At 64.3% G+C, this 24,691-nt stretch carries 24 protein-coding genes; 12 read left to right on the forward strand and 12 right to left on the reverse strand.

The annotated features are described in order from the left end of the window. Window positions 1–58: 58 nt before the first annotated feature. From tig to NTZ43_02860, 6 genes are all read left to right on the forward strand, one after another. A complete protein-coding gene (tig, locus tag NTZ43_02835) occupies window positions 59–1,303 on the forward strand; it encodes a trigger factor (GenBank protein ID MCX5766147.1) in 1,245 nt (414 codons plus the stop codon). A 95-nt stretch (window positions 1,304–1,398) separates the two neighbouring features. Next, window positions 1,399–2,034, forward strand: a complete 636-nt coding sequence (clpP, locus tag NTZ43_02840) for an ATP-dependent Clp endopeptidase proteolytic subunit ClpP (protein ID MCX5766148.1) — start codon at window positions 1,399–1,401, stop codon at window positions 2,032–2,034. A gap of 193 nt (window positions 2,035–2,227) precedes the next feature. Continuing rightward, window positions 2,228–3,493 carry an ATP-dependent Clp protease ATP-binding subunit ClpX gene (clpX, locus tag NTZ43_02845; protein ID MCX5766149.1) on the forward strand — a complete coding sequence of 422 codons (1,266 nt, stop codon included), beginning with the start codon at window positions 2,228–2,230 and terminating at the stop codon, window positions 3,491–3,493. A gap of 81 nt (window positions 3,494–3,574) precedes the next feature. Then, complete coding sequence (gene yihA / locus NTZ43_02850; GenBank protein MCX5766150.1) at window positions 3,575–4,246, forward strand: ribosome biogenesis GTP-binding protein YihA/YsxC; 672 nt, start codon at window positions 3,575–3,577, stop codon at window positions 4,244–4,246. Then, a complete protein-coding gene (locus NTZ43_02855) occupies window positions 4,243–4,869 on the forward strand; it encodes a hypothetical protein (protein MCX5766151.1) in 627 nt (208 codons plus the stop codon). Before yihA ends, NTZ43_02855 begins: the two co-directional genes overlap by 4 nt. Window positions 4,870–4,893: 24 nt before the next feature. Next, on the forward strand, window positions 4,894–5,748 hold the full coding sequence (locus tag NTZ43_02860) for an acyltransferase (GenBank protein ID MCX5766152.1): 855 nt from the start codon (window positions 4,894–4,896) through the stop codon (window positions 5,746–5,748). A 91-nt stretch (window positions 5,749–5,839) separates the two neighbouring features. Here NTZ43_02860 and NTZ43_02865 read toward each other — a convergent pair whose 3' ends face one another. From NTZ43_02865 to NTZ43_02875, 3 genes are all read right to left on the reverse strand, one after another. Next, window positions 5,840–6,319 (reverse strand): NUDIX domain-containing protein, encoded by a 480-nt coding sequence (locus NTZ43_02865; GenBank protein MCX5766153.1) that lies wholly within the window; start codon window positions 6,317–6,319, stop codon window positions 5,840–5,842. 8 nt (window positions 6,320–6,327) lie between these two features. After that, the gene (locus tag NTZ43_02870) at window positions 6,328–8,595 is read right to left on the reverse strand and encodes a type II/IV secretion system protein (GenBank protein MCX5766154.1); all 2,268 of its coding nucleotides are present in this window, start codon (window positions 8,593–8,595) and stop codon (window positions 6,328–6,330) included. Between the two features lie 146 nt (window positions 8,596–8,741). Then, on the reverse strand, window positions 8,742–10,808 hold the full coding sequence (locus NTZ43_02875) for a hypothetical protein (GenBank protein MCX5766155.1): 2,067 nt from the start codon (window positions 10,806–10,808) through the stop codon (window positions 8,742–8,744). On the opposite strand from NTZ43_02875, the gene NTZ43_02880 reads away from it, so the two are divergent. The 4 genes from NTZ43_02880 to NTZ43_02895 are packed head-to-tail and all read left to right on the forward strand — an operon-like array spanning window position 10,807 to window position 15,838. After that, window positions 10,807–12,315 (forward strand): anthranilate synthase component I family protein, encoded by a 1,509-nt coding sequence (locus tag NTZ43_02880; protein ID MCX5766156.1) that lies wholly within the window; start codon window positions 10,807–10,809, stop codon window positions 12,313–12,315. The genes NTZ43_02875 and NTZ43_02880 overlap by 2 nt on opposite strands. A gap of 3 nt (window positions 12,316–12,318) precedes the next feature. Then, window positions 12,319–14,028, forward strand: coding sequence for a GAF domain-containing protein (locus NTZ43_02885; protein MCX5766157.1), 1,710 nt, complete (start codon window positions 12,319–12,321; stop codon window positions 14,026–14,028). A 2-nt stretch (window positions 14,029–14,030) separates the two neighbouring features. Then, window positions 14,031–14,792: a hypothetical protein gene (locus tag NTZ43_02890; GenBank protein ID MCX5766158.1), complete on the forward strand. Its 762-nt coding sequence runs from the start codon at window positions 14,031–14,033 to the stop codon at window positions 14,790–14,792. Beyond that, window positions 14,789–15,838: a glycosyltransferase family 9 protein gene (locus NTZ43_02895; GenBank protein MCX5766159.1), complete on the forward strand. Its 1,050-nt coding sequence runs from the start codon at window positions 14,789–14,791 to the stop codon at window positions 15,836–15,838. The genes NTZ43_02890 and NTZ43_02895 overlap by 4 nt, the downstream gene beginning before the upstream one ends. 66 nt (window positions 15,839–15,904) lie before the next feature. Here the strand turns inward: NTZ43_02895 and NTZ43_02900 are convergent, their stop codons facing one another. The 7 genes from NTZ43_02900 to nosZ all read right to left on the reverse strand — a co-directional run bounded on the left by NTZ43_02900 (window position 15,905) and on the right by nosZ (window position 22,371). Further along, window positions 15,905–16,336 (reverse strand): plastocyanin/azurin family copper-binding protein, encoded by a 432-nt coding sequence (locus tag NTZ43_02900; GenBank protein ID MCX5766160.1) that lies wholly within the window; start codon window positions 16,334–16,336, stop codon window positions 15,905–15,907. A gap of 35 nt (window positions 16,337–16,371) precedes the next feature. Then, complete coding sequence (locus tag NTZ43_02905; protein MCX5766161.1) at window positions 16,372–17,160, reverse strand: ABC transporter permease subunit; 789 nt, start codon at window positions 17,158–17,160, stop codon at window positions 16,372–16,374. After that, window positions 17,157–17,930, reverse strand: coding sequence for an ABC transporter ATP-binding protein (locus NTZ43_02910; GenBank protein ID MCX5766162.1), 774 nt, complete (start codon window positions 17,928–17,930; stop codon window positions 17,157–17,159). Before NTZ43_02910 ends, NTZ43_02905 begins: the two co-directional genes overlap by 4 nt. After that, window positions 17,927–19,174, reverse strand: a complete 1,248-nt coding sequence (locus NTZ43_02915; protein MCX5766163.1) for a nitrous oxide reductase family maturation protein NosD — start codon at window positions 19,172–19,174, stop codon at window positions 17,927–17,929. The genes NTZ43_02910 and NTZ43_02915 overlap by 4 nt, the downstream gene beginning before the upstream one ends. After that, on the reverse strand, window positions 19,171–19,644 hold the full coding sequence (locus tag NTZ43_02920) for a nitrous oxide reductase accessory protein NosL (protein MCX5766164.1): 474 nt from the start codon (window positions 19,642–19,644) through the stop codon (window positions 19,171–19,173). Before NTZ43_02920 ends, NTZ43_02915 begins: the two co-directional genes overlap by 4 nt. Before the next feature lie 33 nt (window positions 19,645–19,677). Next, complete coding sequence (locus NTZ43_02925; GenBank protein MCX5766165.1) at window positions 19,678–20,283, reverse strand: hypothetical protein; 606 nt, start codon at window positions 20,281–20,283, stop codon at window positions 19,678–19,680. Window positions 20,284–20,352: 69 nt separating this feature from the next. Then, the gene (gene nosZ, locus NTZ43_02930) at window positions 20,353–22,371 is read right to left on the reverse strand and encodes a Sec-dependent nitrous-oxide reductase (protein ID MCX5766166.1); all 2,019 of its coding nucleotides are present in this window, start codon (window positions 22,369–22,371) and stop codon (window positions 20,353–20,355) included. A 167-nt stretch (window positions 22,372–22,538) separates the two neighbouring features. On the opposite strand from nosZ, the gene NTZ43_02935 reads away from it, so the two are divergent. Next, a complete protein-coding gene (locus tag NTZ43_02935) occupies window positions 22,539–22,970 on the forward strand; it encodes an Rrf2 family transcriptional regulator (GenBank protein MCX5766167.1) in 432 nt (143 codons plus the stop codon). On the opposite strand, the gene NTZ43_02940 is transcribed toward NTZ43_02935, so the two are convergent. Further along, window positions 22,967–23,560 (reverse strand): Maf family protein, encoded by a 594-nt coding sequence (locus NTZ43_02940; protein ID MCX5766168.1) that lies wholly within the window; start codon window positions 23,558–23,560, stop codon window positions 22,967–22,969. The genes NTZ43_02935 and NTZ43_02940 overlap by 4 nt on opposite strands. Beyond that, complete coding sequence (gene dtd / locus NTZ43_02945; GenBank protein MCX5766169.1) at window positions 23,557–23,994, reverse strand: D-aminoacyl-tRNA deacylase; 438 nt, start codon at window positions 23,992–23,994, stop codon at window positions 23,557–23,559. Before dtd ends, NTZ43_02940 begins: the two co-directional genes overlap by 4 nt. A 21-nt stretch (window positions 23,995–24,015) precedes the next feature. Here dtd and NTZ43_02950 point away from each other — a divergent pair, with 21 nt between their 5' ends. Further along, on the forward strand, window positions 24,016–24,666 hold the full coding sequence (locus tag NTZ43_02950; GenBank protein MCX5766170.1) for a hypothetical protein: 651 nt from the start codon (window positions 24,016–24,018) through the stop codon (window positions 24,664–24,666). Window positions 24,667–24,691 lie beyond the last annotated feature (25 nt).

The following is a 24,691-nucleotide window of genomic DNA, read 5'->3' on the forward strand; positions in this document are numbered from 1 at the left end:
GACCTTCCCCACCCCGCCCCGGGCCATCCTGTGGCGGGGTTCTTACCCATAGCGACCCATGGACATTCAGGTTCTTTCCCGGCAGGCCGAAGGAGTGGAGCGTCGTCTCCAGATCTCCATTTCGGCAACGCGCGTTGCCAGCGCCAAGGATTCCGCGGCCAAGAAGGTGGCGCTGCAGGTGCGTCTTCCCGGCTTCCGCGTCGGCAAGGCGCCGGCGGGCGTGGTCCGTAAGAAGTACGCGCAGGAGATCGAGGCCGAGGCTATCGACCAGCTGATGCGTGAGGCGTACGACAGCGTGATTGAGAGCGAAAAGCTCCAGCCCATTACGCAGCCGCATGCCCACGACGTGAAGCTCGACGACGCCACCGGACTCACCTTTGAGCTCCACTGCGAAGTGAAGCCCGAGCTGACGCTGGAGCGCCTCACCGGCTTCACCGCGACGCGACCGAACCCGATGGTGACTGATGCGCAGATCACCGAGCAGATCGACTCCATGCGCGATCAAAAGGCAACGTGGACGCCGGTGGAAGAGAAGCCGCTCGAGGGCGACATGGTCGCGGTGATGCTGGCCGTAGCCGGCGAAGACGGCACGATTCCCGAGGGGAAGGAATATCGGATCGTGATCGGCGCTGGGCAGGCGATTTCGGCGATCGAGGAAGTGATTCTCGGCCTCACCCCTGGCTCGACGGCTGAGCAGTTGGTGAAGTGGCCGGATGATTTTCCGGACGAGGAGCAGGCCGGCAAGTCCAAGATGGTGCGCGCGCAGCTCACCGAGGTGAAGCGCAAGTCGATGCCGCCGCTGGATGACGCGCTCGCGCGTGAGATGGGCGATTTTGACTCGTTGGAGGCGCTCACCAAGGCCGTGCGTGAGGATCTCGAGGGGAACGCGGTGCGTGAGGCCGATGCGGCTGTGCGTGGCGCGTTGCTCGAGCAGGTGATCGAGGCCAATCCGTTTGACGTGCCGCCGTCGTGGGTGAAGCAGCTCGTGAAGGCCTATGCACAGGCCTATCAGGTGCCAGAGAGCGAGATTGAGCAGTTCTCGGGGCAGTTTGGCGCGACCGCCGAGCGGCAGGTGCGCCGCGACCTCGTGATTGAGACGCTGGCCGAGCGCGAAAAGTTGGCCGCGACCGAAAAAGATGTGGACGAAAAAGTGGCAGAGATGGCTGGCAAGCGCGGTGCCGATACTGGACAGGTGTACGCGGCGTTGCAGAAGGCCGGACGGCTCCGCGAGATCGAGCGGGGTATTACTGAGGAGCGGGTGTTTGAGTGGCTCCTGAAGCAGAACACCGTGACGCAGGCGTGAAGCACCGGCAGGGGAACCACGAGGGAACCGCGGGCGCGATTGCGCCGCCGCCCCTGTGGGACCGCCGCCGTCAACCCGACGAAGAGGACGAGGACATGGCGATCATTCCGAACCCGTATGTCATTGAACGGTCGAGCCGCGGTGAGCGGAGCTACGACGTGTATTCGCGGCTCCTCATGGACCGCATCATTTTCCTCGGCACGCCGATCAACGACGACGTGGCGAACATGATCATTGCACAGTTGCTCTTTCTCGAGGCGGACAACCCCGGCCGAGATATTCACCTGTACATCAACTCGCCGGGCGGCAGTGTGTCGAGCGGCATGGCGATTTACGACACGATGCAGTTCCTGAAGTCGCCGGTGAACACGATCTGCATGGGGATGGCCGCGTCGATGGGGTCGTTCCTGCTGGCGGCTGGCCGCGCGGGCAAGCGTTCGGCGCTGCCGCATTCGCGCATCATGATTCACCAGCCGAGCGGCGGTGCCTCGGGTACGGCGGCGGACATTGAGATTCAGGCCAAGGAAATTCTGTACCTGCGCGCGCAGATGAACGGGTTGTACGCCAAGCACACCGGGCGGAATCTCGAGCAGATTGAGCGCGACATGGAGCGCGATTTCTTTATGTCGGCCGAAGAAGCCAAGAAATACGGCCTGATTGACCAGGTGATTTCGCAGCGTGAAGAAGTGGCGGCCGCGCACGCGTTGGCGGCGAGCGAGAACGCCAAGTAACTCGTTGGAAGATCAGCGTTTTTGAGGGTTGGGGTGCCGGGCTTGTGAATTGCTTCACAAAGCCGATACTATGGACTAGAAGCTTGCCCCGCTTTGGGGGTACTGTTACACATCAGGAAGTCGCGCGTCGCACCGGTACATCCCACGATGGGAATGTCCCTCAGCGACCGTCACAGAGGCTCGTTTTCGATCGATGACAACCATGTCACACGACCGGCACCTCCGGTGCTCGTTCTGCGGAAAGTCCAAGGACTCGGTGAGGAAGTTTATCTCCGGGCCCTCGGTCTACATCTGCAACGAGTGCATCGCGCTGTGCAACGAGATTCTCGCCGAGGATGAAGAGCGCGAAGTGGCGGAGTCGGTCACGTCGGTGCCGGCGCCGCAGGAAATTAAGGACACACTCGACCAGTACGTGATCGGTCAGGAAGCGGCCAAGAAGGCGCTCGCCGTGGCCGTGTACAACCACTACAAGCGCATCAACGCCAGTGCCTCGCGCCGCGAGAACGACGTTGAGCTCGATAAGTCGAACATCCTCTTGCTCGGCCCGACGGGCGTGGGCAAGACGCTGCTGGCGCAGACGCTGGCGCGCATGCTCGACGTGCCGTTTACGATTGCCGATGCCACGACGCTCACCGAAGCTGGCTATGTGGGTGAGGACGTCGAGAACATTCTGGTGCGTCTGCTGCAGGCAGGCGACTTCAATGTGGCGGAGTGCGAGCGCGGCATCGTCTACATCGACGAAATCGACAAGATTGCGCGCAAGAGCGAAAACCCGAGCATTACGCGTGACGTCAGCGGCGAAGGCGTGCAGCAGGCGTTGCTCAAGATTCTCGAGGGGACGGTAGCCAGCGTTCCGCCGCAGGGCGGCCGCAAGCACCCGCAGCAGGAATACATCCAGATCAACACCAAGGACATCCTGTTCATTTGCGGCGGGGCGTTCGACGGGCTGGAAAAGATTATCGAAGCGCGGTTGGGCCGTCGTCAGATTGGCTTCAACGACTCCGAGGCGAAGACGGCGAGCGGCACCCCCAAGCCCGCGACGCATATCTTTGGCGACGTGGAGCCGGACGATCTGCTCCGTTACGGGCTCATTCCTGAGCTCGTGGGGCGTCTGCCGGTGACCGTGCCGTTGCAGGCGCTGGACGAAGACGCGCTCGTGACGATTCTCAAGGAGCCGCGGAACGCGCTCACCAAACAGTACTCCAAGCTGTTTGAGCTTGAGGACGTGACGATCACGTTTGAGGAGTCGGCGCTCAAGGCCATTGCCCGCAAGGCGATTGCCCGCGGCACGGGCGCGCGCGGATTGCGGGCGATTCTCGAAGAGATTCTGCTCGACACGATGTTCGACCTGCCGGCGCGCGACGATGTGGTGGAAGTGCGCGTGACCGAGGCGTGCATCACCAACGGCGCCCCGCCAATGCTAGAGATCGCGCCCAAGCGCGTGAAGAAAGAAGCCTAAAGCGCTTCTCTACGGGCGACGGACGGGCGATTGGCTGAAAAAGAGCGGCGGAACCAGGGGTTCCGCCGTTATCTTTTAAGTATGGAAGACGCCACACCCGCCACACCCGACACACCCGCCACGCCGGCGTTACCGACTAAGGATCCGATGGTCATTCGGCACCTCGAATTCTTGGGGCCGATGGCGCAGGACGGTGGGTGGCGGCCCACGCCAGGGTTGCCCGAGGTGGCCTTTGCGGGGCGGTCGAACGTTGGCAAGTCGTCGCTCCTCAACAAGCTGGTGCGGCGCAAAGCCTTTGCCCGCGTGAGTAACACGCCGGGACGTACGCGCGAAATTAATTTCTTTGCGGTCAACAAGACGTTCACGTTCGTGGATTTACCGGGCTACGGGTACGCGCGGATTTCCAAGGGGCGGCGCGAAGAGTGGAAACCGCTGATTGAGGGCTATCTGCGTACGAGCGCGGAGCTTCGCGGCATTGTGCAGCTCCTCGACGTGCGGCACGACCCCACGGTGGAAGATGTGGCGATGTTTGACCTGCTGGCCGATCTTGGGATCCCCACGATTGTGGTGGCCACGAAGATCGACAAGTTGAAGCCGCGTGAACTGAAGGACCGGATGCACGCGATTGCCGTGCTGCTTGAACTCGAAGAAGATCAGATGATCGCGTTCAGCGCCGTGAGCGGCGTGGGGCGCGATACGTTGGCGGAGGCCATCGTCGAGCTGTTGTCCCACCCGTCGTGGAGGGCACCGTGATCCGTATGCGAATGGCGTTTGCTCTGCTGGTGGGGTTTGCGGGCGCGCTGGGTGCGCAGGCAGGCGCGGCAACCTCCGCGAGCGCGGGGTTGGTGCCGGAAGGCTTTGGCTCGCGCAAGCAGGATGAGATTGCGGTGAAGCTGCAGCACATGGGACTCTCCATCAAAGCGATTCCGCTCGACGAAGCAATTTTGCGGCTACTGGCGCCGGACTCGCACCGTGCGTTGCGCGGCATTCGCGAGAGTCGCGCCAAGCAGCTCGAGGCGATTGCCGCGCGCACGGGCGTGGCGCGTGTTCAGGCGTGGTATGTGACCTACTACACGCTGGAGCCGGGCGAGGCGCGGTACGAACCGATGGATGTGGTGCTCCGCAGTGGCGGGCGCGATTACCGTCCGCTCGACGTCATTGCCGTGACGCCAGGATTTGGTGAGGGACGCGTGGCACAGCGGCAGCAGCAGAGTGCAATTTTCGTGTACGATGCCTCGATTGATCTCTCGCAACCTGTGACGGTGCTGGCCGCTGGTCAGCAGAGCACGGGCTGGACCGAGACTCTCTCGCTACTCGACGCCGAACGCTCGGCGGTGTGGTCGCGGGCTTCAGCAGGCACGCAGAAAAAACCTTAACCCGCGCATCGCGAGGCGGTTGGTATGGTGCTTCGTCCCCTCCGGTTACTGGCGCCCACGCCAGCCAACTCGCTCGTGGAGCAGTGGCTCGAGCAGTTGCGCGGCCAACTGGCGGACCCCGCGCTCGACCGTGCGCGCTTTTGCCGCGACACGCTCGGCGAACTCGCGTGGCCTGCGTATGCGGCGCACTGGGAAACCGCGGTCACCGACACGAAGCTGCCGCTCGGCACACGACTCGCGCTGTCGGCGCTCGACCCGCGCAACGTGACGCTCGAGCCGGAGTACTACGCCGAGTGTGATGATGTGCAGTTTCAGCGCGTGAAGCCGCTGCTCTGGCTTTGGTATTCGTTTGATCGATTGCCGTTGGCCGGGCAGAACGTGGACTTGGGCGTGCGCTTTCGCCGGCTCCTGGCGCCGTACATTTTCCGCAGCTGCGGCGAGCGGTTCAAGGCGTTTCAGCATGTGGAATTCACCTTCGGCTACAACATCGATTGTGGCGACGACGTGGTGGTGCACCGCCACGTGTTGCTGGACGACCGCGGCGGCATTGTGATGGGGAATGGCGTGAGCATTAGCGACTACGCCAACATTTACAGTCATACGCATAGCATTGTGGATCAAGCAGACGTCACGAATGCCGTCACAGTGCTCGAGGACGGTGTGCGCATTACGTACCACGCCACGGTCTTGGCCGGTGTACACGTGGGGACGCAGGGGATGGTGGGCGCGAATGCGGTGGCCACCAAAGACGTGCGCGCCTACCACGTGAACGTGGGGATTCCGGCGAAGTCGGTGCGGGTGAAGCCGAACGCGCCGGCGGGTGGGAGCGACCGTTTGTCGACGACGGCGGAGCGGGCGGTGCCGATCAAGGGAGAGTAGCGCGGGCGGCGCATGCGGCGGCACTTGCGGCGGCACTTGCGGCGGGCGGAGTGAGCGGTACAGGCGAGTTTACCGCGACCGGCGCTCGTGACTACTCGTCGAGGGGCATGCGCAGGACGTCATCCACCGCGCCGCCGTGTCCGTTTGGAAAGAGCTTGCGAATGTGCGCAATCGCTTCCGCTTCACGCGGCCACGAGAATCGTTTTGTGGCGGCAGTGGGGGTGAGCCATTCGTAGGCGTCGTGTTCGTCGGCGGTGGTGACGGCGTCGGATGACACGAAGGCTGCGAAGACGGCGGCCAGTTGGACTTCGCCGGTGCGATGGAGATAGAACGGGTGCACCGTCACGCTATAGAGGCGGTCGGGGGTGAGCCCGGTTTCTTCGCGGAGTTCGCGGCAGGCGGCCTGCGGTAGCGATTCGCCGCGCTCCACGCGCCCGTGGACGGTCTCCCATGAGCCGGGGCTACGCCCAGGGGCCTGACGGCGCAGGACGAGCACCTTCCACCGTCCGCGTACGATGCGGACGACGTAGACATCCACCACGCCCACACGCACGGTGGTCGGGTTGGTCATTGTTGAACTCAGACGGCGCGGTGGCCGCGGGCGAGGAGCGAGTGCAGGCGCGCGGAGAGCGCGCGCGGGCGGAACGGCTTGGTGAGGTAATCGCTCGCGCCGTACTCGAAGACGCGCACTTCACTGTCTTCGTCGCCCTTGGCCGTGAGGACAATCACCGGCAGATTCGCGGTGCCGGGGCGCGCGCGCAGATGACTGAGCACGCCGTAGCCGTCGAGGCGCGGGAGGTTCAAGTCGAGCACCACGATGTCGGGGGCGGCGCGGTCGATTTCATCGAGGGCTTTCACACCGTCGGCGGCCTCGAACACCGTAAACCCCTCGCGCTCGAGGAGATCTTTGAGCACGCGACGGAGGGAGTCTTCGTCCTCCACCAGCAACACCTTTTTGGATTCGCCGGCGGCGTTGACGTTCTCGTCGTCCACGAGCTGGAACGACGCGCCGGTAAAGGACGGCGCCGGCGTATGGTGCAACGTGGGGACGTGACCGCGCGTGGGCGGCGGAAGCAGCCCACCGTCGATGGACGGTGGCGCGGCGGTCGCGCCGGAAGCCGATGGCGGCTCACGGTGCGTGCCATTGTCGTCGTCCACCGCGCGCTGTGCGCTGCTCGCACGCGTTGACGTACTCGGCCGCGGCTGCGCGCTCGCCTCAACGGGAGCCTCGAGCACGCGCAGCAGTTCTTCGATGGTGGTGATGCCGTTGCGCGTGTGCTGAACGCCCGATTCCCACAGTCCGCGCATGCCCCCCTCGCGCGCCGCGTCGGCGATGCGCTCGGAATGTTCGTTGGCGGCAATGCGGCGTTCCATTTCGGTGCTCGTCGAGAGCACTTCGGTGATCGCGAGACGACCGCGATAGCCCGTGTTGGAGCACTCGGAGCAGCCGACGGGCCGGTAGAGCGTGGAGCCGTCGGGGAACCACTTCTTGAGACGATCCGGCACCTGTCCCACCGCGAGCTCGCGGCAGTGGGGGCAGAGTCGGCGGAGGAGTCGTTGCGCGACGACGCCCTTGAGCGACGCGGCAATCTTGTAGCTCTCAATGCCGATGTCGAGCAGACGCGTGACCGAACTCGCGGCGTCGATGGTGTGCAGCGTCGTGAGCACCAAGTGGCCCGTGAGCGACGCCTGCACGGCGATCATGGCCGTTTCTTTGTCTCGAATTTCGCCGACGAGAATGACGTCGGGGTCTTGGCGCAGAATGGAGCGCAGCGCGGCCGGAAAGGTGAGCCCCGCTTTTTCGTTGACCTGCACCTGCACAATGCCTTGCAGGCGATACTCGACCGGGTCTTCGACGGTGACGATGTTGACGCCACGCGCCTGCACGGTGCGAAGCATCGAGTACAGCGTGGTGGTCTTGCCGCTGCCGGTGGGACCGGTGACGAGCAGCAGCCCTTCGCGCGACTGCAAGAGGCCGTGAATGCGTTCGAGTTCGTCGGGATTGAGTCCGAGTCCGTCGAGCGAGAGCACGGTGGAGCGCTGGTCGAGAATACGAATGACGACTTTTTCGCCCTGCGACGCCGGCAGCGTGGAGATACGCAAATCCACGCGATTGCCGCTCACCACCACGCGCGCACGACCGTCTTGCGGGCGCAGGCGGTCGGCAATGTCGAGTTGCGCCATGATCTTCACGCGCGACACGAGCGGAATGCCGGCCGCCTTGGGCAACACCATCACCTGCCGGAGTACACCGTCAATACGATAGCGAACGGCGACGCCGCCTTCCTCGGGCTCCAAGTGGATGTCCGACGCGCGCGACGAAATCCCTTCGGCGACGATGCGGTCCACCAGCTGAATAACGGGGCGCGCCGTGGCCTGATTGGCACCGAGTTCGAGGTCGGAATCCTCGATCTGCTCGGTGAGCGTTTCGATGTCGTAGTCGATGCCGACGTTCTCGAGAATTTTCTCGATGACGTTTTCGGGGCGGTAGACTTCGTCGAGGCGTTCCTGAATTTTTGTCGGCGAGGCCAGCGACATACGCACGGTGCGGCCAAGGGCGAACGCGAGGGTGCGTTCGCAGTCGAGATCGTGCGGGTCAGCAGTGGCGATGTCGAGAATGGAATCGCTGATCTGGAGCGGGAGCACGCGATATTTGCGCACCAACGTTTCCGGCACCAGTTCGCGCGCCTGCTGCGAGATAGACGCGATGTTGGCGATCTTCATCCGGAACCGCGACGAGAGTGCGGTGAGGATTTGGTCGTCGGAGACGAAGCCGCGGCGGACGGCAGTTTCCCAGTAGCTCTCCTCGCGCGCGGCTTTGAGCTGCACGAACTGCTCGGGGGTCATAAGACCCTCGAGCGTCGGGAGCAGCCATTCGTCTCGTGCCGGGCGGGCGGACGTCCCCATCCCTATCCTCTTTTCCGGGGGTCAGGCGCCGACAGGGGGCGCCTTAGAACCATAAAACTAACCGCTGGGGCACCGTCGGTCAGGGGCTAGAGGACCCGCCAGTAACCGCGGGTCATATCTACCGAGAAAGTCCAACGACCGTCACGCATTCCGCGGGCAACATCCAACCGCAGCAGGTCGAAGAGGGAAATGACGCCGACACCGACACTGCCGTACCAGCCCCGTTGCTGTGCCCCAGGCTCCCCCTGAAGCCAGATCCCTTGGGCAAAGGGGGCAATGACGACTGGCATAGACATCGTGCCAAAGCGCCCCAGCGAGAGGGGGAGGGCGCCGGCCAGGTGCCGCCACTCCACGCGCTGTGACAGGGCTCCGAGCGCGGCAAACTGGTGAAAATCGTAGCCGGGGCCGGTGACGGGGCCGCCCATATGCACGAGCCACTGGGCGGGCGGCGCTGCGCCAATGATGGCCGCCGCGGTGGTGTGCAGGGCGAGTTTATCCGTGCCAAAATCGTGTTCGGCGTCCGCCGTTAGCACGAGCCGGGCGAATCGCGAGCTGTGGCTGGCACTGGATACGTCGCGCGTTTGCAGTGCCTCAAGGAAGAACGCCCCCTGCCCTCGCGATCCCCACGGGGCGTCACTGAGGGCGCGCGTGATGCTGAGCGAGATGCGATCCACCGTGAGCGGCACGGCGCCAAAAGCGGGCCGAAATGCTCCGACCGCTGGGCGCGCTCGCAGCGCGAGCGGGGAGTCGTGCGCACGTTCGGCGGTCACGCGCCAGAGCAGGCCGCCAACGTTTCCTGCGTCGAGGGCGAGTTGCACGCCGCGGGCGCGGTAGCTGTCGGTGAAGTCGCTTCCGAATTCCTGCGCGGCAATGGAGTTGCGGACGCCGCTGGTTTCGGCTTCGTCTCCAGCGTCGCGCCAGTCGTCGTGTGCGGTGATCGAAAGCCCTGCTCCACTGGCGTGCAGCCAACCGAGCGAGAGTTCGTGTTTGAGTTGGTGGTCGTCGAGGCCAAAACGCGCGCGCCCTTTGGCGACAACGCCCGCGCCGAATCGTTGTGCGAGGCCCGCGCCAATGGCGAGCCCTTCGTTGCGGTCAAAGCGCACGACGTCGCTCACGCCGCGGGCGCTGGGCGTGGTGGATTGCGCGCGCGAGAGCGCTTCGGCGCGGACGAGCTCGCGGGCGGCGTCCTGCACGTGGCGGACGTCGTCATCCGCGCTGAGTTTGAGGTCGCCGGGGAGCACTTCGAGAATGCCGCCGTCGAATTTGTAGGCTTTGAGCTGTGCGGGCGGCAGGGACACCACTTCCTCGCCGGCAAACCACGGGGCGGGGAGTTTTTGATTGACCTGCACGCAGCAGATTTCCCAACGGCCGCGAATGATGCCGCGGGTGGGGAAATCCATCCAAGTGGCGGTGCGTCGAATTTCGATCTCTTGGCGCCGTGGTAGCCAGAAGCGCCCTTCGAAGAGGCCGTTTTCGAGAATTACCGAGACATCCTCGAGCTGTGGATCTTTGAGGGCCACGCGGGTGAAGCTGACGGCCATCCGTACGACGGAGCCCGTTTCGCGGTCGAGATAGACGGCGCCGATGGCCCGTGGTTGCTGGTCGTCGCGCGGCCGGACATTGACGGTGAGGACGTCAAAGGCGCGCTCCTGCGTCTTGATGCGCAGGGAATCGACGATCGCAAAATCGTAGGCGTCGCGCCCGGCGGTGGAAAGCGGGTGCGGAACATCGCGGACTTCGTCACCGTCCCCGAGGCGAATGATGCCTGGGAAGTTGTTCTGGACGATCGCGAGATGATCGCGGTGATAGGCGATATCCGTGGGGAGCAGGAGCGTGTCGCGACGGCCGACGATCCGTTGCTTGCTCTGATTTGGTGCGCGCCAATAGACTTCGAGGGCGAGCTCGTCCGTACGCACGACCTTCGGCGGATCGGGGTAGCCTTCGCCAATTTGGGCGAGGAAGGTCAGGAACCCGTGGGCGTTGGCGCGGTAGTCTGTGAGGCCGGTGTCGGCGAGCTGCGCCGCGCGGCGCGCGATTGCGCGATCAACGAGATTCATCGTGCGCGGATCGTTCCACGTTTGTGCGTGCACCAATGTTGGCGCACCCACACCCGCAATCACGCACGCGGCGAATGCCGCGATCAGAGGACGCATGCAGGGAAGATCACCGAGCGAAACGAGTGGGGCAACCGGCGTGATGATTCCCGTGTGGCGGGACATTCTGCTGGATACCGACACGCCGGTGGCGGCCTTCGCAAAGTTGCGCGACGCGGGCAGCCCGGACGCGAGTCCTTTTGCGTTCTTACTGGAATCGGCACCGGCGGGGAGCGAAACCTGGGCCCGCTACACCTTCCTCGGCGCCGAAGCGCTCGGCGCGTGGCGCCTGAGCGACGGTGTTGTTGAGGATTGGGATGCGGTGCGTGGCTGGCACGGCGCCCGAACGCCGGATGACCCGTTTGCCGACCTCCGTGACTTGCTCACCGCGTGGGAGCCCGTCGCGGCACCCGAACTCGGGGCCTTCTGGGGCGGCGCCGTAGGGTATTTCTCGTATGACGCCGTGCGACACATCGAGCGCCTCCCTTCCCCGCCCCCTCGCGGGGTGATGGCGCCGGATGCGCTGTTTGTCTTTACGGGCACCGTCGTGATCGTGGACAATCTCCGCTCACAGGCACGAGTGGTGACGCCGATGCGCGTGCCGCGGGGCGCGAGCGAGCAGGCGGTGGCTGAGTTGGAGCGTGCGGCACATGCGGCCATCGATCGCTCGATCCTGCGCCTCCGCACGGGCCCGTCGCTACCGCCCCTCGACCTAAACGCGCAGGCGGTGCCCGCTACGGGCCGCTCGACGTACGAACGTGAGCGCTTTATGGCTGACGTGGCGCGCATCAAAGAACACATTGTGGCCGGCGACTGCTTTCAGGCGCTGTTGGCGCGACGCATTGTGGTGCCCTACGACTTTGACAGCACCTCGCTCTACCGTGCAATTCGAGCGCTCAATCCGAGTCCATACATGTATCACCTCGCCCTCGACGGCGTGGAACTCGTGGGGAGCTCGCCCGAGTTGCAGGTGCGCGTGGCGGATGACCGCGTGATTGTGCGGCCGATTGCGGGAACCCGTGCGCGGGGCCGCGATGCAGCGCAGGATGCCCTGGCGACCGCCGAGTTGCTGGCGGACGAAAAAGAGCGCGCCGAGCATGTGATGCTGGTGGACTTGGGCCGCAATGATGTGGGGCGTGTGGCGGAATACGGCTCGGTGGAAGTCACCGACCTGATGACCGTCGAGAAGTATTCACACGTGCTTCATCTCGTGAGTCAGGTGGAGGGACGACTGCCCGCCGGGCGCTCCACGCTCGATGTGTTCCGGGCAACCTTTCCGGCGGGCACGATGACCGGCGCGCCGAAGGTTCGGGCAATGGAGATCATCGACTCCCTCGAGCCGGAACGGCGGGGGCCGTATGCCGGAGCGGTAGGCTACATCGCGTACGGGGACCGGCGGATGGATCTCGCCATCACCATCCGGACCTGTGTGATTGCCGGTGGAGAGGCCAACGTGCAGTGTGGCGCGGGGATTGTCGCGGACTCCGTGCCGGCCTCCGAGTGGGAGGAGACCGAGAACAAAGCGCGCGCGATGCTGACGGCTATCGGGCGCGTACGCCATAATTAGGGCATGACGTACCGGCTCACAGGAATCGCGAACGAGTACTCGTTCGACTTGAGCGCCTCCTCCACGATGGTGGTGGGGCGCGCGGTGAACAGCGACTGCCCTGTCGTAGATCCGACGGTGTCGCGCCGGCACGCGGAGTTGCGCGTGGAAGACACCGGCATTCAGGTAAAGGACATCGGGTCGAGCAACGGCACCTTCGTGAATGGCGTGAAGGTGGAAAGTTATTTCGTTGTTCCGGGGGACACCCTGACGTTTGGGAGCGTCATGTTTCGGGTGGAAGTGGCGGGAGGCGATTTTTCGAACGCCACCACCGCAACGTCACACGCGGCAGATGCGGCAGATGCGGCAGATGCGGCGGACGCGGCACACGCGCCCGAAGCCCCAGCCCCACCGCACGCGTATTCGGACGCAACGCCGGTGGTGAGCGCAGCCCCCACCCCGAAGGGTCCGAAGCCCGGCGGCACGATTGTCCGCCACGTTCCCACGAGCGCTGAGTCGTTCGCCGCGATCAGCAAGCAGAGCGGCAGCGTCCAGGCGGTCATGGCGACGGCGCTGGACCCCGCCGAGAAGGATCGCGAGAAGTTGCGCATTCTGCTCGAGGTGTCGAAAGGGCTGACGCGTTCGGCGGACGTGGACGTACTGCTGCGCAAAGTCGCGGACTACGCCTTTGAAACGCTCGAGGCAGACCGGTGCGCCATTTCGTTGCTCGACGAGCACGGGCAGATGGTGAGTAAGGTCTCGCGGGACCGTCGTGGTACCGCGGAGGGCGCTCCTGTTCCGCAGTCCATTGCCCGCACGGCGGTGGAAGACAAAGTCGCGGTGCTCAGTGACGATGCCGGAGAAGACGAACGTTTTGCTGGGCAATCGGTGCTGATGCAACAGGTGCGGTCCGCCATGTGCGCGCCGCTCATTGGCTCGGAAGATCGCGTACTCGGCGTGCTGTACGTCGACAACTCGGTGACGACGCACCGCTTTAGCGAAGCGGACCTGGATTTCCTTATTGCATTTGCGGGGATTGCCGCCGTCGCGCTTGAGAACGGGCAGTTCTCCGACCGGATTCGGCGCGAGGCGTTGGTACGGAGCAACTTTGAGCGGTTCTTTACGCCGCACCTTGCCGCCCGTATTGCGAACAGTGCCGATGCGGTCAAACTGGGCGGCGATAAGCGCCCCGTTGCGGTATTGTTCAGCGATATTCGCGGCTTTACTGCGCTCTCCGAAACGATGAACCCCGACGCGATGGCGCGCCTGCTGACGGAATACTTCACCGAAATGGTGGAGTGTGTGTTCCGGCACGGTGGAACGCTCGACAAATTCATTGGCGACGCCGTGATGGCGCAGTGGGGCGCGCCACTCGGCGAGAGTGACGACGTAGACCGCGCGATGGAAGCCGCGCTCGACATGATGATTGCGCTCGACCAACTGAATGAGCGCTGGACGCGCGAGTCGCGTCCGACGCTACAGATTGGTATTGGGCTCAACTTTGGCGAGGCGTTCGCCGGGAATATTGGCAGTGAGCGGCGGTTGGAGTACACCGTCATCGGGAACACCGTGAACACGGCCAGCCGGCTCTGTTCGGCGGCGGGCCCAGGGGAGATTCTCTTGAGCGAGGACTTCCGTCAGGCGCTCAAGACGCCGCCGCGACTTATGCCGCTACCGCCGATGGAGCTCAAAGGCAAAAGCCAGGTAGTTCCCGTGTACCAAGTGGTGCGCTAAACGTGACGCGTTCGCTCGCGCCATACCACGAGACCACGACCCGCGGCATCCGCGTGATGGCGCACGAGTCCGTGGCGTCGGCCCTCACCGCGGTTCTCGCGGGTGGAAACACGTTGCACACATGGGCGGCACGCACACCAAACGCCGTGGCATTGCAGGGGCGCGCGACGGCGTGGCGCGTGACGCTCGCGTCCGGCGAAGATGTCGTGGTGCGGCATTCCGTGCACGGCGGCATGCTGGCGGCGCTCACGGGCGATCTTTTTCTGTCGCCGACCCGTGCGCCAGCGGAGTTGGCAGCGTCGCTCCGGTTAAGAGCGGCAGGTGTGCCGACACCCGAGGTGCTCGCGTACGCGATTTACCCCGCGTTTGGACCGCTGGTGCGCGCGGACGTGGTGACGCGCACGCTCGAGGGCCGCGATCTTCCCGACGCGTGGCGCGCGACCACCGAGCCCGCGGCGCGCACCGCCATCGTGCAGGCCGTGGCTGAGTTGCTGCGCCGCCTGCGGCACGCCGGTGCGGTGCACCCCGACCTCAATCTCAAAAACGTGTTCATTATGCCGACGCGTGACGGCGTGCAGGCGGCCGTACTCGACGTGGACCGCGTGTTGTTTGGTGAAGCGAACAGTGCGACGGCCGCGTACCGCAATCTCATCCGTCTCGTGCGATCGGCGCGGAAGTGGCGGCGGACGGTCGGTCTCGATTTTGATGACCCCGCGGTGCTGATGCCGTTGACGGCCACCGCTGGACCGGAGCGTGCGTCATGACGCGCGTCGCGATGGACCGGATTTGCATTGTGATGATGAGCGCCGTTGGCGATGCCGTGCACGTGTTGCCCGTGCTGCACGCAATCAAACGGGCGCATCCGGCGGCGCACATCACGTGGGTGCTGCAGCCTGGCCCTGCCGCTTTGGTGCGCGGGCATCCGCTGATTGATGACATCATTCTCTTCGACCGCACTGCGGGCGTCCGTGGCTTTCTCGACATCCGGCGCACGCTCGCTGGACGTCGGTTTGACCTCGTCGTCAACCTGCAGGTCTACTTCAAGGCCGGGATTATCACTGGCTTTACGCAGGCACCGGTCAAGTTGGGCTTTGACCGCGCCCGCGCGCGCGACTTCAACTGGCTCTTTACCACGCATCGCATTCCAGCGCACGCGATGCAGCACGTGCAGGATCAATACCTCGAGTTCACCGATTGGCTCGGCGTGCCATCGGCTCCGGTGACGTGGAATCTTGGTCCGTGGAACGAGGCCGAACGCGAGTGGCAGCGCGCATTCATCGCGCGCTTTGAGCGCCCCACCGCGCCGATCGTGGTGGCCACCAGCAAGGCGGAGAAGGACTGGGCCCCTGAACGCTGGGCGGAAGTATGCGATGCACTGTGGCACGACTTTGGCCTGCAGCCCGTGCTGGTGGGCGGGCGATCGCCGCGCGAGGTACACGCGGAGCAGGTGATTATGGAACGCGCGTCGGTGAAGCCGTTCAGCGCGCTCGGAAATGGCGGGTTGCGCGGGCTCGTGGGGATTTTTGATGCGGCGGCGCTGGTACTATCGCCCGACACGGGACCGCTGCACATCAGTGTGGCGCTAAACCGGCCGGTGGTATCGCTCGTCGGGTATTCAAATCCGAAACGCGTGGGTCCGTACCGCGCGTTCGGCGACTTGATGATCGACGCCTATGGCGAGCCGGGCGAGGCGTATCCGATCTCAATGGAGAATCGCCTCGGGCGCATGCCGCGCATCAGCGTGCGCGACGTCCTCGACCGTGTCGAACGGTGGCGCAGCGCCTACGGCGCGCGCATCGCTGGCAGCTGACCCCCGTACTCCCGGTGTCCCCCCGGACCCGCGAAGCACGACGATCAACTGCCAACGAATACTGCGTTACTTCTTGACGACGACGCGGCCCTTCATGCCGAGTGCCGCGTGCGGATCGCACTGGAAGTAGAAATCGCCTTCGCCGAACGTGAGCGGGATGTCGATCGTCTGCCCTGGGAGCTGAAGGAACGCAGACGCGGCCGGCAGGCCGGCTTTGCCGGGGTTCGAGTCCGGAAGAAAATTCACGTTGTGCACGCCCGTGATGAGCTTGACGCGCAGCACGTCGCCCGGCTTCGCGGTGATTTCTTTGGGTTCGTAGTACGAGCCTTTGTCATCGGTCGTGGCGGAGATTTCAATGACGGTTCCCGTCGCGGCGACCGCCGATTGCGCGGCACCACCCGCGGAGGCATCCGCTGGCTTCGACTCTCCACCACCGCATGCGGCGGCGACGAGGACGAGGGCGATTCCAAAAATGGCCGTGCGGTGTGACGTGCGCATGCGTGATTCTCCAAGAGTGCGAAGGAAGTGAAACATTAGAAGTCGCGCCGCTGAAACCGCCGAGCGGCGAGCGCGAGCGGCACCGCGCACCAGGCGGTGAGCGTCGCGACCGCGATGCTCGTGCCCAGGCCGGTGCCGAAGGTGCGCTCGAACAGCGCGCCGGTATAGCCCATCAGAGCGGACACATCGAGTTGCGTGAGGACGAGCATGCGCGCCAGATCCACCGGGTTGGCGAGCATCAATCCGAGAAGCGGTTTTTCAAGCGGGTAGTCGGCGAACGCCGCCGCCGCCGCGAGCACGAGCCCGTCGTACACAATCGTTGAAGCGAGCCAGACGCCGAGCGAGAGGCCGACGCCTTTGAGTCGGTCCTCCGTGGACAGGGCAATCCACGTGGCGATCGCGGAGAACGCTACGGAGAGTGCGATGCCCGCGGTAAAGAGCGCGAGCAGCGCGCCGCCGCCGGTGCCCGCGCCTGCATGCCAGGCAAACGGTATCCCCGCACCGACGGCGAACGCACCGCTCAAGGGGAGAGCCAGTCCAAGAAAAAGCCCCGCGAAGAGCTGCGGCCGCGGCACCGGTTGCGCGAGCAGGAGCTCAACAAACTCGCGCGAGGCATACATGTGAATCGTGCCAAAGACGAGCGCCACCAGCGGCACGATCATCAGGACGATGTTCAGGAGACTCAGCGCCACCTGCGGGCCCGTACCGCCAAACCAAAAGAGTCCTTCGGCGAGCAGCAGAAAGCAGAGTCCATAGGCAACAATCCAGCGATTGCGCGTAAGATCGCGCAGCCCTGCCTCCAGCACGAGCAGCACGATCTTCACAGGGCCTCCGGGGCTGGCGTCGGCCAACCAGCCGCGGTGGCTGGTTCGACGAGCGCGCTCCGGCGTGATCCCTCAAGCCGCATCAGCGCCGCAATGGCGGGTTCGAGGCGCGTCTGCCCCGTGCGTTCGAGGAGCGCCGCCACTGTGCCGGCAAAGCGGAGCCGCCCATCACACAAGAACGCGACGTCGTCGGCCAGTTCTTCGAGCTCGGCGAGAATGTGCGAGGTGATGAGCACCGAACGTCCTTCGGCGCGCACCTGACGAATCTTTTCCTTGAGAATGCCGCTCGCCACAGGATCGAGTCCGGCGGTCGGTTCATCGAGAATGAGCAACGACGGGCGGAAGAGGAACGCGATGGCGGCATTCACTTTCTGGCGGGTGCCGCCGGAGAGCGTGCCGACGGCCTTTTCCATTTCGGCAGCCAATCCGAACGCCGTGATGAGTTCTTCGTCGCGCGCTTCGTCTGGGCGCAGGGCGCGAATCAGCGCGAGGACGTCCTGGACCTTGAGGTTCTCGGGAAAGCGCGCCGCCTGCGGCATGTAGCCGATGTGCCGACGATAGGCACCCGCGGCATCCGAGAGCTGTCCGTCAACCGAAAAACTTCCCGCGTCGGCACGGGTGAGGCCGAGCACGATCTTGATGAACGTGGTCTTCCCTGACCCATTGGGGCCGACGAGCGCGGTGACCGCGCCCGGGCGCACATTGAGTGTGACGTCGTCGAGGACTTCGAGTGCCGCAAATTTCTTGCGCAGGCCGTTGGCAGAAATCATGGCCGCGGCCTCATGTGTGGATGGTGATCGACCAGCGCCTCGGGCGTGAGCACCGGGAGCACTCGTTCGGCGGCGTCGAGCACCGCGACCATCGGGCTCCGCAGCAGAACGAGGGCCGCTGGATGCTGCTCCACGATGAGCGCAAAGAGGCGCACGGGGTGAAAGGGCACGTCCCCGATGCCGTCGCGGTTCAAGTCGTAGCCGCGATAGGCGTCCCACCAGTTCCCGTCGAAGGTCGAACTCGCGGAGCGCGAGTTAGTGCCAACATCAAAGGCGTTCCCTGAAAAGCGGTTGCCGGTGAACTGATTATCCTCGGCATTCGCCAGGACTTTGGCCGCCCAGCCGTTCTGTACGAAATCGTTATCGGCCACCGCCATCCGCACGGCCCCCTCGAGGTAAAGGCCGATGGAGTTGTGGCTGAAGGTGTTGCCGCGAATCTCGCCGCCGAGGATTTCCTTGAGCAGCAGTCCATACGCGCCGCTGCCCCAGGCCCGCTCGAAGCGATTGTGCGAAATCACGACGCCGCGGCTGTACATCACGGCCACACCAGAGGTATTGTCGCGAAACACATTGCGCTCGTAGCGGCACGAGTCCGAGAACATGAAGTGCAGGCCGTAGCGCTGACTGTGTTCACTGACATTGTCCGTGGTGACGCCACCAGGCGAAAACTCAAAGTAGATACCGTCGCGCTGACCGCTCACACGATTGCGCTCAACGCGCGTACCAGGCGAATACCACATGTGAATGCCGTTGCCGCTGGTGGTCTGCGAGGCACCGTGTGCTTCCACATCGTTGTCGCGCACGATGCAATCGGCGCTCCGTTGGATGTAGATCCCAAAGAGATTGTCACGCAGACGATTGTGCTCGATGATGCACCCGCGCACATCTTCGGCGCGGATGCCGGCTCGGTCGTCGAGATTCGACACCCCGGTGTGCTCCAGCACCAACCCGCGCACGGTCACCGAATCGGCGGCAATGACGAACACCGTGCGTACCGACTCGCCGTCGAGCACGGGCCAGCCGCGCCCTTCAACGGTGATGTGCGGCGTGCGCACGACGAGCGTCGGCTCGCGGTAGAGTCCCGCGGTAATCACGACGCGATCACCCGGGCGGGCCGCCGCGAGCGCTTGGGCGATCGTGGTATACGGCGCGTGCGGCCCTACCACGAGGTCCGCGGCGCGGAGCGGTGGCGCTACGGCTGCGAGCGCGGCAACGAAGCCCGCGAGCGAGAGCAGCCGCTTCACGGCGCCCCCGGTGCGGTGGTTTGCGTGGTATCGGCCAGCAGTTCACGCCACGTCATCACCGTGCCACCCAGCATGGCGCGTTGCTCCTCGGCGCGCTGCAGCGACGCGAAGGCGACGAGCCCGCGACCCATAGGGCTCTTCATCATGCCGGCTTTGAGGAACCCGGCGCTGTCGGCGGCGACGAAGGAACCCGGATGCTGCGTGTCGATCACATAGAGGGCGCGCGTGTCTTTCGCACTGGCCGTGCGCGACCAGCTCAGCAGGCACTCAATGGAATCGAACGTGTGTCGACGGCCAGTGGACGTCACCGCTTCGCCGCCGAAACGGCTATCGGAAATCGTCATACGGCAGAAGTCGCACGCGTCTTCGTTCATCCGGATCGGCACAGGGCCGGCGGCGCTACACGCGGCCATCAGCCACGCGAATGCGAGGAACAAAGCGGTGCGTCGTGGGGGGACAGTGCGGCGCATAGTGAGAAGGGGGGACAGGGACGACGTGACCGATCAGGACGAAGAAAGAGTGGACTGGGGGGGCGTCGCGGTGTGTTTGAACGAGAGCAACAGGGCGTAGGCCACGAGCCCAGCCGCAATGACCAGCGCCCATCCTCCGATGTCTGGCCAGGAGGTGGCTCTGAAGTTGAGCAACTGCTTAGGACCAATGAGCGGTGGCTGATAGCTCATGCCGGGAATTTTGATGATCGCGTCATCGGCGAGGTTGTGTCCGTACTCGTAGCCCCATCGCCAGAAGTCGTACAGCCCACCAATAAAGACGCCGGCGAGCATGACCGCCCACACCACGAGCGCGGCGCGCTTGCCCGACGCGGCCACGAGCAGGCCCACGACGATGAGTGTGCCGAGAATGGCCGGCATGAAACGCAACTCGGGAATGCCATCGGGTTCAATGCGGGCCATGCCGATGTAGTGGTTGAGCCCGTTGATGCTATTGAGATCGTTCTCCTTGATCCCAACGATGTTGTTGATGCGAATGAGCATGCCAAGTCCTTCCGGGTACTGCGGCGCAATAAGCGAAATGCGCCAGAGCGGAAAGACAAACGCGACGCTCATGAGGAGCGCGGCAACCAGTGTGAAGATGCGAGCGGGACGACGCACAGCCTCGGACTCCGGCGAGAGAAGTGGTGCTGGGGGCGGCACACGCCGCCCCCAGCTCCCACGGACGTTCTACTTTTTGGCTTCGGTCTTTGCCGGCGCTGGCTTCGGCGCCGCCGTCGGACCCTTCGAGAGCGTGGCCGTCAGCGGGATATTGCTCCCCGCCGCCGAGACGCGCACATACCCCTGCATTTCCTGGTGCAGCGCCGAGCAGAAGTCGGTGCAGTACATCGGGTAGACCGCCGGCTTGCGCGGAATCCAGAGCAGCGCCCGCGTTTCGCCTGGCATGACGAGCAGTTCACCGTTCTGCGCGCCCATGATGGCAAAGCCGTGTGGGACGTCCCAATCCTGCTCGAGGTTGGTGAGGTGGAAGAGCACCGTGTCGCCGACCATCACGCCTTCGATGTTGTCCGGCGAGAAGTGCGAGCGAATCGCCGTCATACGCACGTGCACTTTCTTCCCTTCGCGGCTGACACCGGTCTCTTTCTCAGCCTTCACCGCCATCGCGTTTTTATTTTCGGCGAGCTTGAAGAACTTCACCTGGCGGTCCACGATCTTTTTGGCTTCGATCGCCTGGGCGTAGTGCGGTTCGCCTTCCGTGGGGAAGTCGAGCAGCAGCTTCATCTTGTCGCCGGTGTTGTCATAGAGCTGTGCGCTCTGTGTGAGTTCCGGCCCCGTGGGGAGATAACGGTCCTTGGTGATCTTGTTCATCGCGACGACGTACTTCGCGTTGGGCTTGCGAGTGCCGCCGCCCGGAATCATCAGGTGACCCACGGAGTAGTAGGTCGGCACGCGGTCCACGACTTCCCACGTACCCAGCTTCCACTTCACGATTTCAGACGAGATGAACATCGAGGTGTAGGCGTAGCCCTTGCCGTCGAACTCGGTGTGGAGGGGGCCAAGGCCCGGGTTCTTCACTTCGCCGGCAATCGTGGACTCGTACTTGAGCACCGGAATGCCGTCGAGGTCGCCTTCAAAGGCTTTGTCGGCGATGGCCTTCTGGAGCTTGGTGAACGAGTGCACGGGGATCACCGAGGCGAGCTTGCCGCCGGCCACGATGTACTCGCCCGTCGGATCGACGTCCGCGCCGTGCGGCGACTTGGGCGTCGGCATAAAGTAGACGGCGCCGGGGCAGTTCTTCGGCTCGACCACCAGCACGCTGCTGATCTTCTCGCTGGTCGCGGTGCGCGTAAAGGCGTCGATGGTGTTGTGCATGTAATCCACGGGCTGCGGCACGCCCTTGCCCGCCTTGACGCATTCTTCGATAGCCTTCCAGTGCACCGCCGCGACAAAGTCCTTGTCGTGCTGCGACGCGTTGACTTCGAGCAGCGAGTTGGCCTGCTCCGTGTTGTACGAGCTCAGGAACATCCAGCCGTGGCTCGGCCCCTTGCCGGCGCGGGCGAGGTCATAGTCAAAGCCAGGCATGGCGAGCTGGAACGCCACCGCCATCTTGCCGGGCTTGTCGGCGGTGATGAACGAGATCTGTCCCTTGAAGAACTTTTTGAACTCGGCGATCGGCACGTCGCGGTTCGGCACCGGCACCGAGAATCGCGTCGAGGCCACGACGTATTCGCTGTTTTCGGTCACGAACGGCGAGCCGTGATTGCCACCGGCGTTCGGGATCTCGAGAATTTCCTCGGTTTCCATGCGCGTGAGGTCGATACGGGCGATACGCGGCGTGTTGTTGCCGTTGATGAAGAGCCAGCGGCCATCATCTTCACCAGCCGTCTGCGACAGCGCGGGATGGTGCGAGTCGTCCCACGGCACGAAGCCGTAGGAGGTGTTGAGCATGGCTTTGGTTTCTTCCGTGTAGCCGTACCCGTTCTCGGGATACTGCGAGAACACGGGGATCGTCTTGAGGCGACGGCCCGACGGCAAACCGTAGACACCGACTTGTCCGTTGAAGCCACCAGAAAAGAACGCGTAGAATTCGTCTTTTGCCCCAGGCGCGACATATACTTTCTGTGCCGCGTCGGATGCGAGGATCGACGGCGCACCACTTTGGCGCGCCGTGCACGCGTAGCCGATCACGAGCGTCGATGCGACGGCCGCAATGCCGAGCAGCGCACGGGAGCGGAAGATTTTTACCATGAGCATCCTCGAACGTGTGGGAGTAACCGCGAAGAGCGTGACAAGGACTTGTAGGGCGGAGTACAACGCACATAAGTTGCTTTTTACTTACCACTTTCGAGAGTCAGAACATGCCTGATTCCCTGTACGTTTTTCCCCTACACACTGACTCGCGCTGAGAGGAAGTGATGCGCCTTACCCGACACACCGACAATGCGTTGCGTTGTCTCACATACCTTGCAATTCACACCGATGGACCGGTTACGGCTGGTGAAATCGCGAGGCGAATGCGGATGTCCGAGGATCACCTCGCCAAGGTGATCGCCCGCCTCTCCCAGATGGGCTACGTCGAAACGCTGCGCGGGCGCTCCGGCGGCGTGAAGCTCGCTCGGCCGGCCACCGACATCCGCATTGGCGACGTCGTGCGCGAGACGGAAGACAACCTCTGCCTCGTCGAGTGCTTCAACGCCGAGACCAATCAGTGCCCCATCGCTGCGGTCTGTGCGCTCGCGGGAATACTCGACAACGCCTTGCGCGAGTTTCTCACTGCACTCGACGGGGTCACGCTGGCCGATCTCGCCAAGAACCCGAAGGAGTTGGACGCGCGGATGCCAGCCTAGCCCTCGAGGGGCTTCTGGAAGTGATAGGTGAGTCCGACGCGTGAGAGGAGCTCCACCAGACGGCGAAGCCCGAGCCCCATCACGCTGAAGTAGTCGCCGTCCACCCGCTCCACGATCGTCGCGCCGTAGCCCTGAATGCCGTACGCGCCGGCCTTATCCATGGGCTCGCCGGTGGCCACATAATCGGTGATCTCCCCGGCGCTCAGCGCACGAAAGGTCACGGTCACCGCCTCCACCGCCGACTCCGTGCGCTCCCCCCGCGCCACCGCGATCGCCGTGTACACGATGTGCGAGCGGCCACTCAAGCGCCCCAGCATCACACCGGCATCCGCCGCATCGCGCGGCTTCCCGAGGATGTCTCCGTCCACCACGACGATCGTGTCGGCGGCGATCACCACGGCGTCTGGCTCCAATGCCGCCAGCGCATGCGCCTTGGCCCGCGCGAGACGCTCCGCGTGCGGCACGGGGAGTTCACCGGCGAGCGGCGTTTCGTCGATGTCGGCGGGCCGCACCTCGTGCGGAATGCCAATCAACGTCAGCAGTTCGCGGCGGCGCGGCGACTGCGAGGCCAAGATGACGCGCTGGCTCATCGCTCGAGCCACAGTGTGACAGGGCCGTCGTTCACGAGTTCCACATCCATCATCGCGCCGAACTCTCCCGTTTCCACCGTGAGCGCGCGGTCGCGCAGTAGTCCGAGGAACAGCTCGTATAGGGGAATCGCTACCTCGGGGCGCGCGGCGTCAATAAAACTCGGCCGACGGCCCTTCTCGGCGTCGCCGTAGAGCGTGAACTGACTCACGACGAGCACCGCGCCGCCCACATCGGGGAGCGCGAGATTCATCTTGCCGTCGGCATCGCCAAAGATGCGCAGGCCGGCAATCTTGTCGGCCATCCAGGTGAGTTGATCACCCGTATCGGCGTGCGTAAAGCCGACGAGCAGGAGCAATCCCTGCGCGATTCGGCCGGTGACCCGCCCCTCGACTCGGACTTCGGCGCGCGTCACGCGCTGGATGAGGACTCGCATTCAGGGTAAGATAACGAACGTATGGAAAGCCGCCGCTACGTCGCATGGATTCACCGAGGGAACCTCCACGGGGTGTGGGGGGCCATTGTGATGGTCATCTGGACTGGGATTGCCACCGCGCTGGGATTCCCGGGGTTGGGCGGCAAGCTGTGGCTCATTCCGATCGCGGCCCTGATTGGCTTTGCCATGGGCAAGGCCATTGGGTACACGCTGCTCACCGCGTCCGGTGCAACGGCGCAACAGGTGTACGCGCCGGCGGCCAAGGGGACATACGCGCAAACGTTCTCGCAGATCGAGACGCTGGAGGCGAGGGGTCTCTTCGCGAAGGCGGCCGACGCGTGGGAAGCCGTGGCCGTCTCGCAGCCGGGCAATGCGTTTCCGCTGATTCGCGCCGGCGAGTTGTACCTCCGCAAACTGAACGAGCCCAGCAAAGCGCTCGACCGATTCCGCATGGCGCGCGAGACGCCTGGGGTTCGCGCGGAGCACCACCGGTATGCGTCGTTGAAGATCATCGACCTGCATCTCGGGCCGCTCGCCGACGAAGGACGCGGGCTGGTCGAATTGCGGCGGCTGATTGAGCAGCATCCCGACTCGCGTGAAGCCGAGTCGGCGCGTGAGGCGCTCGCTCGGCTCAAGCGGCCGAGCGAGTCCGGAGACACGGGCGCCCCGTAAACGCCGCCGCGCGGCGCATCCGAGA

The organism is Gemmatimonadota bacterium (assembly GCA_026387915.1).
GTDB lineage: Bacteria > Gemmatimonadota > Gemmatimonadetes > Gemmatimonadales > Gemmatimonadaceae > Fen-1231.